The organism is Pectobacterium aroidearum, from assembly GCF_015689195.1.
Taxonomy (GTDB): domain Bacteria; phylum Pseudomonadota; class Gammaproteobacteria; order Enterobacterales; family Enterobacteriaceae; genus Pectobacterium; species Pectobacterium aroidearum.
In genome coordinates this window covers 4,350,832-4,365,681 of the sequence record NZ_CP065044.1, presented here as the reverse complement: position 1 = coordinate 4,365,681, position 14,850 = coordinate 4,350,832, and the positions used below count along the sequence as shown (strand labels likewise).

At 58.1% G+C, this 14,850-nt stretch carries 6 protein-coding genes; 5 read left to right on the top strand and 1 reads right to left on the bottom strand.

What is annotated here, in order from left to right; all coding sequences use genetic code 11:
• The first annotated feature begins 1 nt into the window (after position 1).
• The 5 genes from I2D83_RS19430 to I2D83_RS19410 are packed head-to-tail and all read left to right on the top strand — an operon-like array spanning position 2 to position 13,244.
• On the top strand, positions 2-877 hold the full coding sequence (locus I2D83_RS19430; protein ID WP_181845078.1) for an isochorismatase: 876 nt from the start codon (positions 2-4) through the stop codon (positions 875-877).
• Complete coding sequence (locus I2D83_RS19425) at positions 874-4,017, top strand: non-ribosomal peptide synthetase (protein WP_205947146.1); 3,144 nt, start codon at positions 874-876, stop codon at positions 4,015-4,017. Before I2D83_RS19430 ends, I2D83_RS19425 begins: the two co-directional genes overlap by 4 nt.
• 5 nt (positions 4,018-4,022) lie before the next feature.
• Positions 4,023-4,793, top strand: a complete 771-nt coding sequence (gene dhbA, locus I2D83_RS19420; protein WP_180778871.1) for a 2,3-dihydro-2,3-dihydroxybenzoate dehydrogenase — start codon at positions 4,023-4,025, stop codon at positions 4,791-4,793.
• A 22-nt stretch (positions 4,794-4,815) separates the two neighbouring features.
• Positions 4,816-11,133, top strand: a complete 6,318-nt coding sequence (locus I2D83_RS19415) for a non-ribosomal peptide synthetase (protein WP_205947145.1) — start codon at positions 4,816-4,818, stop codon at positions 11,131-11,133.
• Positions 11,130-13,244: an amino acid adenylation domain-containing protein gene (locus I2D83_RS19410; RefSeq protein WP_205947144.1), complete on the top strand. Its 2,115-nt coding sequence runs from the start codon at positions 11,130-11,132 to the stop codon at positions 13,242-13,244. Before I2D83_RS19415 ends, I2D83_RS19410 begins: the two co-directional genes overlap by 4 nt.
• 85 nt (positions 13,245-13,329) lie before the next feature.
• Here I2D83_RS19410 and I2D83_RS19405 read toward each other — a convergent pair whose 3' ends face one another.
• Entirely contained in the window at positions 13,330-14,838 is a 1,509-nt protein-coding gene (locus I2D83_RS19405; protein WP_012773179.1) for a TolC family protein, read from the bottom strand.
• Positions 14,839-14,850: the final 12 nt, after the last annotated feature.

Sequence of the window (14,850 nt, the reverse complement as noted above, 5' to 3'; positions counted from 1 at the left end):
GATGGCAATCCCTTCTATTGCTTCTTATCCCCTGCCGCGCGCACAGGATTTCCCGGACAACAAAGTTTCCTGGGCGTTTGAGCCTGAGCGTGCGGTGCTGCTGATTCACGACATGCAGGACTATTTCGTGAATTTCTATGGTGCAGACAGCCCGCTGGCGCAGCAGTTGATTGAGAACATTGCGGCGTTGCGAACCTACTGCAAAGCACAGGGGATTCCGGTGGTGTATACCGCGCAGCCGAATGCACAAAGCGCGGCCGACCGGGCGCTGCTGAACGACATGTGGGGAGCCGGGTTGAATAATCACCCTGACAAGCAGCGTGTCGTGAGTGCGCTGGCGCCGGATGAGCACGACACCGTGCTGGTGAAGTGGCGCTACAGCGCATTCCACCGTTCGCCGCTGGAACCGATGATGAAAGAGATGGGTAAAGATCAGCTGATTATCTGCGGCGTTTACGGGCATATCGGCTGCATGATTACCGCGACGGATGCTTTCATGCGCGACATCAAGCCGTTCATGGTCGGCGATGCGGTGGCGGATTTCTCACTTCAGGAACACCAGATGGCGCTGAAATATGTGGCGACGCGCGCCGGACGGGTGGTTAGCACGGCAGAACTCACAGGAGCAAAAATGGCACAGACACTGACGAAGCAAGGACTGAGAGCACACCTGCTGACCTTGATCGACGAAGAAGAAGATCAGTTCGATGAAGATGAAAACCTGATCGACTACGGTCTGGACTCGGTACGCATGATGGCGCTGCTGACCGAATGGCGCAATCAGGGCGTCACGCTGAGCTTTGTCGATCTGGCGCGTAACCCCAGTCTAAATGCGTGGTGGGCACTGATCGAAAAACAGCAGGGAGCCGCATCATGAAGCCATTGAGCGTTGCGCAGCGTGGGCTGTGGTTAGGCCATGCCCTGAACGATGATAAGGCGACGTTCAACACGGCGGAGTGCATCGCGTTTGATGGCAAAGTCGACATTGAAGCCATGCTGAGCGCGATCCGTCAGGCTGTCATGGCGTGTGAATGCCTGTACTGCCAGTTTGTTGAGGTTGCGGCTGAACAGGCCGACCAGCCTGAGATTGGCTTTGTGGCTTCACAACTGCCAGTGCCGATCGGCGTGCTGCCGATTGTAGAGTTGCTGCCCGCACCGAGAACGGATGAAGCGCAGACGATACGCCAGTGGGCGCGTGAGGAAATCTCCCAGCCGCTGGATTTGCTGAACGGATTACCCTGCCGCTTTGCGCTGCTATGCGGTGAAAAACGTGATTTTCTCTATAGTTGCGTGCATCACATTGCGCTGGACGGCTTTGGCACCACCATGCTGTTTCAGCGTATCGCCCAGATTTACACCGCGCTGACGGCGGGAGAGCCCGTGCCGATGGCCGAGTTTGGTCCATTTAGCGATGTGTTGGAAGAGGAACAACAGCGTGATGCCAGCGGGCAGACGGCGCAGGCACGGGATTTCTGGTTGGAGACGCTGAATGCGATGCCGGAACCCGCCAGCTTCAGCGAGAAGAAAGCACCTATCGCGGCGCGTTTTTTGCGTCAAAGCTGTGATATGCCTGAAGAGCTCTGGCAACCGCTAACGGCGCTGTGCGAAGGCAATAAAATCAGCTGGCCGGATCTGTTTTTGGCGATGCTGGCGACACACCTCAAACTGGTGTCCGGCAGCGACCGACTGACGTTCGGCATGATGGTGATGAACCGTATCGGTTCCGCCTCGCTGACGGTGCCGAGCATGCAGATGAATATTGTGCCGCTCTGTATTCAGGTGGATGAGCAGGCGGATTTTGTGGCGCTGGCGCAGCAGGTTGCCCGCACCAAGCGCACGCTGCGTCGGCATCAGCATTATCGCTATGAGCACTTACGTCGCGATCTGAATCGTGTGGGCGGCGAACAGCGGCTTTTCGGTCCGCTGATCAATATCATGCCGTTTGATCATCCGCTCAGCTACGGATCGCTGTCGTCCAGCACGCTGAATCTCAGCGCCGGACCGGTAGAAGATCTGACCATCGAGATCCATTTCAAACCCGATGGCACACCGGTGCTGGATTTTGATGCCAACCCAGCCTGTTACAGTGCGGAAGCACTGGCCAATCTGCAAGAAACCCTGTTTACACTGCTTCAGCGCTGGCTGGCGCAGCCGCGACAAACCAGCGGTGAGCTTCTGGGGCGCTGGCTGCGTGAAGAACGTGAGCTTGCCTTGATCACCAGCCGCGAGCCTGAACCGTTCGTTGAACCCGTTCTGACGGCAATCGCCAAACAGGCGCGTAAAAACCCGAATCATACGGCGCTGACGCAGCGCGATCGACAGTACAGCTACCAGCAGTTGCTGGATCTGAGCGGTCAGGCTGCCGCTGCGCTTCACGAACGTGGTGTGCAGCCCGGTGAGCGCATCGGCATTATGCTGAACCGCAGCCCTGAAACCATCATTTGCCTGCTGGCTGTGATGCAGTGTGGCGCGGTGTATGTACCGCTCGATCCTGAACAGCCGCATGAACGTCAGCAGCACATTATCCAGATTGCCGGGCTGCGTACGATTGTGACGCAGGCGGATTACCAGCATCGGCTGGCGTCGGTCTTTTCCGGCGAGATCGTTCTGGCAGGGCATCTTCTGTCATCCAACGCGCAGCATGCCGCCCTGCCACCTGCGGAAGCGAGAGATAGTCAGATTGCCTATGTCATGTTCACCTCGGGATCGACCGGATTGCCGAAGGGTGTGGAGATCGGCGTCAGCGCGCTGGATCACTTCATCGCGGCGGCACGCCAGCGCTATGGCCTGCGTGCGGCGGATCGCGTGCTGCAATTTGCCCCGTTTAACTTTGATGCCAGCATCGAAGAGATCTTTGCCACGCTGACCAGCGGTGCGACGCTGGTACTGCGCACCGATGAGATGCTGGAATCGATACCGACCTTTGTCGAACAGGTCGAAGAACTGGCGATTACGCTGCTCGATCTGCCGACTGCATTCTGGAATGAATGGGTGGTCGGGCTGAAAACTGGCGCACTGACCATGCCTTCCGCACTGCGCGCCATCATCATCGGGGGGGAAGCGGTGTACCCCGAACAACTGGTGCAGTGGCAACGCCATGCGCCGGATACGCTGCGCTTAATTAACACCTATGGCCCAACGGAAACCACGGTGGTGGCGACCAGTTGCGATCTGCAAACGCAGCCTGCCGATGTGGCACAGCTTCCTATCGGTCTGCCGTTGGCAGGCGTCAACGCGCTGATTTTGGCGGCGGGCGACCGCCCTGCGGCAGAAGGGGAACTGGTGCTGCTGGGGCCAACGCTGGCGGCGGGTTACATCGGTACAGAACACACGGCATTTACGCAGTTGGCGGTGGGTGACCGTGAGCTTCCGGCTTACCGCACGGGCGACAGAGTACGGCTGGAAAAAGGACAACTGCTGTACCTCGGACGCATGGATAACGAGTTTAAAATCAGCGGCTACCGGATTCAGCCAGGGGAAGTCGAAGCCCATCTGCTGGCACAGCCGGATGTTGATGAAGCCTGTGTTCAGGGCATTGTTTACCCCAACGGCGTGCGGCGTCTGGTGGCGTTTGTTGCCACGAAAGCTGGTGAGATCGATGCGCGTGCGCTGAAACAGCGTCTGGGCAGCGTATTGCCGCCGGCGATGATCCCTACCGATTATCGCGCCTTCCGCCAGTTGCCGAAAACCGGCTCCAACAAGGTCGATCGCAAACGTCTGCTGGCGGAATACCACGACGAAGCACCTGCGCAGGCGTTAGCCAGCGAAACCGAAAACCGGGTTAGCGCCATCTGGCAGCAGATCCTCGGCGTCTCGGGGATCCAATCGCGGGATAACTTCTTCGAGCTGGGCGGACAGTCATTGCAGACCATCCAGATCGTTAACCGTCTGGCCGCAGAATTTTCCGTCAGCATCAAGGTGTCTGATGTGTTCGACCATCCCCAACTCAGCGACTTCTGCCGCTATCTGGACGACAGGCTGTCACAGGATGAAAACAGCGTGGAAATGGTGTGGTAGGGAAAATGATGAACAAGGCACAACCTCTTCAGTTTGATTTCAGCGGGCAGACCGTCTGGGTAACCGGTGCGGCGAGCGGCATTGGCGAAAGCATTGCCCGCCAGTTTGTCGGGTTGGGTGCGAACGTGATCGGATTTGATCGCGCATTCCGACATCAGGATCGCCCGTTTACCTGTGTGACGCTGGATATCAGCGAGCCGGACAGCGTGGCGGCGGTCTGTCGCCAGCAGCTGGCAGAAACGGGACTCGACGTGCTGGTCAATGCCGCCGGTATTCTGCGTCTGGGCGACATCGACGCGCTGAGCGTGGACGATTGGCACCAGTGCATCAACGTCAACGCCTCGGGCGCGTTTTATCTGCTGAATGCACTGGTTCCACATTTCAAGCAGCAGCGCCGTGGCGCGATTGTTTGCGTCGGCTCTAATGCCGCGCATGTTCCCCGTATGCAGATGGCGGCGTACTGCGCCTCGAAAGCGGCGCTCACCAGCCTGTCTCACTGTGCCGGTCTGGAGCTGGCACCTTACGGCGTGCGCTGCAATCTGGTGTCGCCGGGATCGACGGATACGCCGATGCAGCGCGGCATGTGGCACAGCGCTGATGCCGAGCAGCGCACTATCGCGGGCTTTCCTGACCAGTACAAACTGGGTATTCCACTGGGCAAGATTGCTCAGCCGGAAGAGATCGCCAATACCGTGGTTTTTCTGGCTTCCGATCTGGCCAGCCACATCACCATGCAGGACGTGGTGGTGGATGGCGGGGCAACGCTGACGGCCTGATTTGCTGAGAGAGTGACAAGTCATGAAAGATATCGTAACGCTGTTAAAGCAGTTGGAGCGGCAGGGTGTCCGTCTGGCGTTAAATGCGCAGGGGCAGTTGATTTCGCAGTCCAGCAAAGATGCGATCACGGCAGACATCGGGCGCACGATTAAGGAAAACAAAGACGCTATCGTGCGCTGCCTGACGGCGCAGCAGGCGTTTGAACGTCCTATTACGCCGCAGAATGCGACGTTTGGCCCGCTGTCGTCATCGCAAAGCGGGCTGTGGTTTATCGAACAGTACGAAGAACAATCACACCTCTATAACATGCCGGTCTACTTTCGCCTGACCGGCACGCTGGATGTGGCTGCACTGGAGTTTGCCTTTGACGCGCTGGCGCAGCGCCACGCCAGCCTGCGTACCCGTTTTGTGGTCAATGAACAGGGTAAGGGCGAACAGCGTATCGATGCCTATCAACCGTTTGTAATACAGCATGATGATTTCTCATCGTTGCCGGAAGCGGAGCGAGAAGCGCGCTTGCAGCAGCAGGTGAAAGCGGAAATCAGCCGTCCGTTCGATCTCACGGCGGGCGATCTCACCCGCGTGCGGTTGGTGAAAATGAGCGAACGGGTGCACATTCTGATGATCACCCAGCACCATATTATTTCCGATGGCTGGTCGGTGAAGAATATGTTTGCGGACTTCAAACCAGCCTTTTTGGCCTGTCAAAACCGCCAGCCTTACCCCGTCGAGCCTACTCAGCTTAACTATATCGACTACGCACACTGGTTCAATTCCGACTCATTTCTGGATTACCACAACGAGTTCAAACCGTTCTGGGTTGAGCGGCTGACCGGGATTCCTGAAGTACACAGCTTGCCGTTGGATAAACCGCGCCCGGCACACCAGAACAGCGGCGGCGAAGTGATTTTCTCCGCGATCAACAACGAACTGTGGGATAAATTCAAGCGTCTGTGCCAGCGCTACAATACGTCTAACTTTATCGGCCTGCATGCCGTGTTTTCCCTGATGCTGGCGCGCATCAGCGGCGAGAAAGACATTGTCATTGGTTCGCCGCTGGCCTACCGCGAACGGCCTGATATCGAAGATGTCGTCGGCTTCTTCGTTAACACCATCGTGCTGCGCACCCAGTTGCAGGATCAACAGAGCTTTGTCGATTACCTGCAATACTGCCGCGAGCAGGATCTGTCGGCGTTCGATCATCAACTCTATCGTTTTGAAGCGCTGAGCGAGGCGATCGGTTCCGATCGCACTACCGCGATCAACCCGATCTTCCAGGTTATGCTGGTGTATCAGGCCAAAGTGGATTTCAACGATCTGATCCCTGGCTGTGATGCAGAGGAAGAGACCTCGCCCGTGCTGCCTGCCAAGACCGATATTTCGGTCAAAGTGACGGAGCTGATGGGTGAGGTGCGGCTGGACTGGCTGTTTGCCACCGCGCTGTTTGAGCGCCAGACGATCCAGTATTACGCTGACCGCTTTATCCGGCTGATCGAAGCCGTGGTTGAGGCGCCGGAAACCGATGTCTGGCATCTGCCGCTGATGGAGGCGGATCGCTTTGCCGTCGTGCTGGCGGAAAGCCAGCAGTTGCCACGTAGCTACCCGCAGCCGCTGTTAACCGTAACCGACGTGATTGAAGCCGTGGCACAACGCGATCCTCAGCAGTTGGCGATTGCTTTTGACGGTGAACAGCGCACCGATACGCTGACGTATGGCGAACTGAACAGGCAGGCCAATCAGTTGGCACACTGGCTGCACCGTCAGGGACTGGGCGAGCAGTCGTTGGTTGGCGTGCTGGCGAAACGCGATCGTTATTTTGTTATTGCCTTGCTGGCCGTCTGGAAAGCGGGCGCCGCCTATGTGCCGCTGGACCCTGACTATCCGCCAGAGCGGCTGCGCCACATCATTACCGATGCCAATCTTGCTGTTATTCTCGGTGGCGATGGGGAACAGTTGGCACAGTGGTCAGCCGAACAACGTATCGATCTGGCCGATCCGGCCGTTGTCGCACAGTGGCACGATCTACCGGGTGATGAGCCTCCTGCTATTCCACGCCATGCACAACAGCTGGCACAGGTGATCTACACCTCGGGATCGACCGGTCTGCCGAAAGGCGTGATGATCGAACACGGCTCGTTGATCAACCTGTTGGGCGATCATCGCGATCGCATCGATTTCACGCCGCAAAGCACCATGTTCAACTGCATGTCGCTCTCCTTTGATGCCGGTAATATGACGATGCTGCTGCCGCTAAGCTGTGGTGGCACACTGGCGTTTGGCGAACCCAACGATCGGGCGATTGTGCAGGCCGAACAGGCGGGCGCGACGCACCTGATCCTGCCGACGGCGCTGATGTCGATTCTCGATCCCAAACAGGTTAACGGCATTCAGGCTATTGGCATGGGCGGTGAAGCCTGCCCGAACGCCGTGGTGGAAAATTGGGCCGATAAGGTCGCGCTGTATAACATGTACGGGCCGACGGAGTGTACCGTCACTGCGTTGAGTACGCGCCTGCGTAAAGGTCAGCCTGTCACCATCGGTAAACCTATTGCTCATATTCAGGCGCTGATTCTGGACGCTGCCGGACAGCTGTGCCCGGTCGGCGTGCCGGGCGAACTGTGTCTTGCTGGGCTTGGACTGGCGCGCGGCTACCTCAACCAGCCGCAGATGACTGCCAGCCGCTTTGAACACATCACGCTGAATGACGTGAACCATACCGGACAGGGCACGGCGACGTTGCGTATTTATCGCACGGGTGACAAGGCCAGATTGCTGAACAACGGTGACTATGAATACTGTGGCCGTATTGATGAGCAGATCAAGCTGCGTGGCTATCGCATCGAACCGGGTGAGATCGAGGCGCAGTTGGCGGCGGTCTGCCCGTCGCTGAAGCAGGTTAAAGTTATCGTGGCGCAGGTGGGAAGCCGTCCGGCGCTAGTCGCTTATGCCACGGTGAAAGCAGGCGGCGGCACACCGGAACCTGCCGCTGTGCTGATTGATGTGGCGAAGCACCTGCCGGAATACATGGTGCCGTTCCGACTGATTCTGCTGGAAGACATGCCGCTGACACCGAACGGCAAGCTCAATACGAAACAGCTGCCGCCGGTGCTGGAAGCGAGCGACGGCGATGGCAAAGTTGACAACCCGCAGGAAGCAGACGTGCTGGCGATCTGGCGCAGCGTGCTGAATACGCCGCTGGGCGTTGAGGATGACTTTTTCCGCTTAGGCGGCGATTCGATCCTCAGTATTCAACTGACGACGCGCCTGCGCAGCGCAGGCTATGCCTGCACGGTGAAGGATGTTTTCGAAGCGAAAAGCGTGCGGCGTCTGTGCCGCGTGTTGGCGCAGAACAACCGTGACACCGGCATTGTGGCAGAGCAGGGGACGCTGGAAGGCGAATTCGCGCTGCTGCCGATTCAGCGCTGGTTTATGGAACAACTCTTGGCACGCCCTGAGCACTGGAATCAGGCGGCGATGATCCAGTTGCCGGAAGTGGATGCTGGCCGCCTTACCACGATGTTGCAGGCGCTGATGGCGCAACATGACGCGTTGCGTCTGGCCTGTAATGCCGAAGGGCAACGCTATCTGACGGATGTACCTTGCCCAGCGGTGTCGACGCTGGATTATCGTCAGCTTGGTGATGACGGCCTGCAGCAGGCGTTTACCGCGTTGCAGAGTGAATTCGATCCCGCGCAGGGAAGAACGATGGCCTGCGCGCTGGTGCGTCACCATCCGCAGGCGGACACGGCTGTGTTCCTCGCTTTCCACCATTTGGTGATCGATGCCGTTTCCTGGCGCATTCTGGTTGACGATCTGGAGCGGCTGTACCTCGGTGAACCGCTGCCGCCGAAAACGTCGAGCTATCGCCAATGGGGCACGGCGCTGCACCACTACGCGACGCAGCATGCGGAACAACTGACGTACTGGCAGGCGCAGGAAGACGGCGTGGATCAGACGGCGCTACTGGCAGCGAAGGATCCACAGGGTCAGGCCAGTGCCGCGATGCTGACGCTGGATGCAGAAACCACGGGCCAACTGGTGAGCGAGGCCAATCGGGCTTTCAATACCGACGTCAGCGATTTGCTGCTGGCGGCGCTGACCCGCACGCTAAACGATCTCGATTGGGGCGATAAAGCGCGCATCATGCTGGAAGGGCACGGCCGTGAAGCGATTGATCCGACGCTAGATGTCAGCCGCACGGCGGGGTGGTTTACCAGTACTTATCCGGTGTGTCTGCAAGATCGATCCGACTGGGCTTCTCTGATTCAATCCTGCAAGGAACAGCTGCGTCAGGTGCCGGATAAAGGCGTTGGGTTTAACCCGCTGCGTTACCATCACCCGCAGGGCAATTCGCTGACGCTCTCGCCGATTGTGTTTAACTATCTTGGGCTGTCGGTTCATACCGCTGGTACATGGCGTCCGGTGGACGTCGCGCCGGGAGTCTGTGTCGCGCTGGAGAATAAACCGGCAGAGATTATCAGTCTCCACGGCGGTATTGCGGGCGGACAACTGACGCTGCGTCAGGTCGGTTGCTTAAACCAGCGTGACAGTGAACGTCTGATGGTACGGCTGACTGAGAATCTGCGTGCGCTGACGGCAGCATGTCTGGCTCAGCTACATCACGGCACTGTCTTTACCCCCAGCGACTTCCCGGCGGTGACGCTCAGCCAGACGCAGCTCGATAGCCTGTCGCAGCGTTATGACATCGACACGCTGTTGCCGCTGTCATCGCTCCAGCAGTCGATGCTGTATCACCGCCTGCGCTGTCCGCAGGACGATGCCTATCATCTGCAAACGCCGGTTCGCTATGCGCAGGCGCTGGACGTGGAAGGCTATCGTCAGGCATGGCAGCGTCAGATTCAGCGGTTCCCGGCGCTGCGTGCCGCGCTGGAAAGTGAACAGACCAGCGTACAGGTGATTGTGAAGCAGGCAGACCTGCCTTTCTACTATCAGGATATCGCGCAGGAGGCCGATCCACAGGCGGTCATTGAACGCTATCGCCAGCAGGATTTACGCACCGGATTTGATTTGTCACAGCCGCCGCTGTTGCGCATTGCCTGTTTCCGTTTGGGCGAGCAGGACTATCGCGTGCTTCTAAGCTGCCATCACAGCGTGATTGACGGCTGGAGCGGACCACAGTTGCTGGGCGCGGTGCACCGTGATTATTTGCTGCTAATGCGCGGTGAAACACCCACGATTCAGGTCGATAGCGCCTATGTGGATTATGCGCTGCACGCCGTGGCGCAGCAGCCCGCCGTTGAGGCTTTCTGGCAGCAGCGTCAGCCACTGCTAGTGCAGACAAACGATGTGGCCGTGCTGTTTGCGGCGGCAGGCAAACGCGCCGATCTCAACCAGCATCTGACACAGATTGAACCACAGGTTACCAGCGTGAGCCTGAACGAACAGGATCAGGCGACGTTAACCGCTTTTGCCCGCGAAGTGGGTGTCACTCACAGCATTATCGCGCAATATGCCTGGCATCGGCTGCTAGCACGGTCGACTGGCGATGCGGTCAGTATTGTCGGGAACGTGCTGTCGGGGAGGGAAAGCCCGGTGGACGACGTGGCGAGCAGCGTGGGTCTGTACATCAACAGCCTGCCGCTGGCGCTAAGCTGGCAGCAGCCGATGTCGCTGCAACAGCATTTGGTGCAGTTGCAGAATGAGCTGATGGCGATGAATCAGCATGCCACACAGTCGCTGATTGCCCTGACGGCTGGACGCCCGCGTCTGTTCAACAGCCTGTTTATTTATGAAAACTATCCCGGTGCGAAAGCAGAACCGGGCCAACGCGCTGACGATCCGTATCGGTTATCTCCAGAGTTTTCAGCCGCCTATGAAAAAGTCGAGATGCCGCTGAATCTGGTGGTGCGTGAGCAGGCGGGTTGCATGCTGCTGCGCTTCGAGTTTGATGCCGATGTGTTGGACAGTACGCAGGCGCGTCGGGTACTGATGCGCTGGCATGACGAGGTGGTCGCGCTGATCAATAGCGCACCGCAGCAGCCAGCCGAGATTATCGGGCATGAGAAAGCAACAGGCTCAGTAGTTGCGCAGAAAACGGTGGCAGATAGCGGTATTAGCCAGCCGGATACGCCGTCAGCCCAGTCGCTGTTGCGCGTGTGGGCGCAGACGCTACATCTCGCTGAATCCGGTCTCTGGTCACAGACGCTGTGTGAATGCGGTATTGATTCGCTCCAGCGTATTGCGTTGGCGCAGGCACTGAGCCGTGCGTTAGCGCAGCCGGTGAGTGTAGCGCTTTTACAGCGCTATCCATCCCCGCAGGCGCTGAACGGATATCTGGCACAGTCGAGAGTGACCGCCAATGAGGAAACGCTGTCATGACAGGGAGCAATGAAGCCGTGGTGAACCCACTGGCAGAGATTCAGCAGCCCACGGCCTTTGGACAGCGGGTGGGAGCCGCATACGGTGAACAGCGCCACAGCAGTGAGCTGCCCCGAGAGTATCCCACGCCGCTGGTGAGCGCGGCGTGGAACTGGCTGCTATACAAATACAGCGGTGAAGAGCAGGTGTGTGCCGCGTTCGTCGCGTCCGATCTCCCTGACCACGTAAGGCCGCTGATCGCACATTTTCACCAGCGCGATCGTCTGGTCAGCGACTGGATCGCGGCGGTGAGATCGGCGTGCGATCCGCTGCCTGTACCAGAGGTTTCGGCGGCAGCCCCCCAGCATGCGCTGTTTAGCAGCCTGCTGATCGTTGGAGATATGGCATCGTTATCTGTGGTAGTACAAAAAGTGGCGCAAACCGTGGCGCTGATCGTACAGGTGCAGAACGATCGGTTAATTCTGACGGCGCCTGACGGACAGTTCGATAATCGGCAATTACAGAGTATTTCCCGCCATCTCACGCAGTTGCTCGATGGGCTGCTGGCACAGCGCTGGGAGCGGCTGACACAGATTCGCCTCAGTCCGCTGGTGGCGCCGCTACCGCATAGGGCAGCGACGCCCGCCCTGCACGATGAACTGCTGGCGCGCCTTGCTCAGGATGCGCGTCGGGATCGCGTGGCCATCCGTTTTCAGGAGCGGGAAATCAGCTATCGGGAATTGCTACAGCGTGTGGCGCTGATTCAGCAGATGTTGACTGCGCAGGGCATCACTGCCGGCCAGCGGGTAGGGCTGCACCTGAGCCGTCAGCCTGACACCGTGGCGGCTCTGCTGGCCTGCGTGTTTTCTCAGGTGGCGTTTGTGCCGCTGGAGCCGGACTTTCCGGGGGAACGTCTACAGGCGATTCAGCAAGAAGCGATGCTAGCGGCGGTCTTGCAGGACAGCTATACCGGCGGTTCGCTGGCGTTTGGCTGCCCGATCCTGAACCTCAGCGATTTACCGTATTCAGCCAGTGATTCCACCGCGAGCGTACAGTTGGCACAGGCTGGTGGGCCGGAAACGGCGGCCTATATGATGTTTACCTCCGGTTCGACGGGGAAACCAAAAGGTGTCGTGATTGGTCAGCGAGCGCTGCAAACCTTTATTCATGCCAGCGTGGCACGATTGGTTTTAACGGATAAAGCCAACTGGCTGCTCATTACCACACTGGCGTTTGATATCTCCATGCTGGAAGTGTTTGGGCCGCTGTGGGCTGGCGGCGTGCTGCACCTGACCACGCATGAGGAATACAAAGATCCGCAGGCGGTCGCGGCGTATTTGCAGACTCGGCCGGAAATCAACGTATTGCAGGCTACGCCCGCGTTTTGGCGCATGATGTTCAAGGCGGGCTGGCAGGGTAAACCCGATCTGGTGGCGCTGTGCGGCGGTGAGGCGTTGGATCTGCGATTGGCGCAGCGTCTGGTCAGCCGCTGCAGGACGCTGTGGAATTGCTATGGGCCAACCGAGGCGACGATTTGGTCGCAGATGGCGCAGATCGATGGTGCAACTCTGGAGAACCAGCACACGGTCGCGCTGGGGAACACGCTGGCGGGCTATCAGCATGTGGTGATCGATGACGATCGCCATCCGCTGGCGGAAGGGATGGTCGGCGAACTGTGCATTCTCGGTGAGGCGCTGAGCAGCGGATACTGGCAGCGTGACGATTTGACGCAGGATCGTTTTATTCAGCAGGTGGAATCCGGGCAGCGGATGTATCGTACTGGTGATAAAGTCCGGCTACTGGCGGACGATCGCTATCAGTACCTTGGCCGCTTTGACGATCAGGTGAAGTTACGGGGATTTCGCATCGAGTTAGGGGAGATCGAAGCGCAGATGAAACGGATCGAACAGGTGCAGGATGCGGCCGTCAAACTTCAGGGCGAAGGGGATGAGGCGGTGCTGGTCGGCTACGTGGAATATAAACCTGGCTCAGAGATGACCAAACTGGCGCTGCGCAAACAGTTGCATCAGTTCCTACCGGCTTACATGGTGCCGGGGCGCATTGTGGTGCTCGACAAGCTGCCCAAAACCGGCAGCGGCAAAGTCGATCGTAAACGTCTGACGGATGTCTGACAGTGATAAAGGGCAGCGATGCTGCCCTTTATCTATCGTGTAAAAATGACATTCAGGTATCGCAATGTGCGATGCCACACGCTGATCAGAATGATTGTAAGGTACTGATTTTGCCCTGCTGCCAGTTGATATCAGATTGACGCAGCGACTGGCTGATATCTGCAAGGCTATTGGATGGCAGTGATTTCGGCAGCAAATCCAATCCGATTGTCGAGAATATCTGGCCGTAGGAATTACGCAGTTCTGCATAGGCCAGATCCTGGCGCAAACTGGCATTGAGGGCGTTCAGCTCGCCTTGAATCAACTGTAGTTCGCCAATGCTGTTAGCCTTATAGCGGTTTCTCAGCTGTTCGACGATTTTAGTGTCAAGATTGCGTAATTCTGAACTGGTTTTATATTGTCGCTGCGCTTCATTGAAGTTGGCTCGGGCGATGTACAACTGCGCCATAATCGCCAATGACATTGCCTGACGCTGCATTTCCGACACGGATTCGTTAGCCTGAGCGGCTTTACGCGCGGCTGGGCCGGACAACAGATTGAACAGGTTCCAGGTCGCTTTCACGCCGACATCAGCCCAGCTGTTGTTGACCAGGAAGGAGTTGCTGTCATAGTGGCCGCCTGCGCTGATTTCCACGCCGGGCAGCATACGCAGCAGCGCTTTGCGGGTTTCTGCGGCATGAATTCGCACCTGATAATCCTGCTCGCGCAGTTCTGGGCGACTGACCAGCGCCGCTTCTTCCAGCACCTTCACATCGACATTCAACTGCGGTACGGTTTCGTCACCACTTTGTGGCAATGCGAGCTTGTAGGCCGTATCCAATGGCAGGTTCATCAAAGTCGCCAGCTCAGTCTTGGCGAGCGACAGTGCACGACGCTGTTCTTCCAATTGGCGTGTGGCGTCGATCAGCGCGCGTTGATAGCTCAGTGCTTCGATGGGATCGCCAATCTGCTGTGACGACATGTGCTCACTCGCGTCGCGCGCTGTGTTGACGCGGGCGATCAGGCCATCAATCTGCCCCAACAAGCGTTCGGCAGCCACGGCGCGCCAGTAGGCGGAGCGCACATCTTGCAGGATGGTATGCACGACTTTGCGCTTACGCTCTTCGGCAATCCAGCGCTGATCCGATTTTTGCTGGGCGGTCACGTAGCTGACCCCAAAGTCGAGCACGTTCCATACCATGGTCAGATCGGCCACATCGCGGTCACGATCCTGCGAGGTGGACGGTTCCAGAGAGGTTCGTCCCGTTTCCACGCTGCGGCTGCTGGAAGCGCTCATATTATTACGCCCCACATAGCCTGCCGATGCCGCGATCTTGGGCAGCATATCGTAACGTGCCAGTTCCAGTTGCTGCTGACTCAGCGCATATTCCATCACTTTTAAGCGTGATTCGAGGTTGTATTTCAGTGCGCGTGCCATCGCATCATACAGCGTGATCGGTGCCGTGACGGGCTCCTGCTGGCTGAACATGGCGACTCGGTCCTGCTGGCTGCGTTGCCCGCTTTCGACCTTGCTGATCGGCTGGGTGGTCACGGCACAGCCGCTGGCGGCTAGCACGATGGCGCTAAGGCTAAATAGTTTCCGACCCTTTAACACGATTCCGCTCCT

Excerpts from the sequence above, each read along its gene's own strand:
- I2D83_RS19430 (WP_181845078.1), top strand. The coding sequence starts at position 2 with ATGGCAATCCCTTCTATTGCTTCTTATCCCCTGCCGCGCGCACAGGAT.
- I2D83_RS19425 (WP_205947146.1), top strand. The coding sequence starts at position 874 with ATGAAGCCATTGAGCGTTGCGCAGCGTGGGCTGTGGTTAGGCCATGCC.
- dhbA (WP_180778871.1), top strand. The coding sequence starts at position 4,023 with ATGATGAACAAGGCACAACCTCTTCAGTTTGATTTCAGCGGGCAGACC.
- I2D83_RS19415 (WP_205947145.1), top strand. The coding sequence starts at position 4,816 with ATGAAAGATATCGTAACGCTGTTAAAGCAGTTGGAGCGGCAGGGTGTC.
- I2D83_RS19410 (WP_205947144.1), top strand. The coding sequence starts at position 11,130 with ATGACAGGGAGCAATGAAGCCGTGGTGAACCCACTGGCAGAGATTCAG.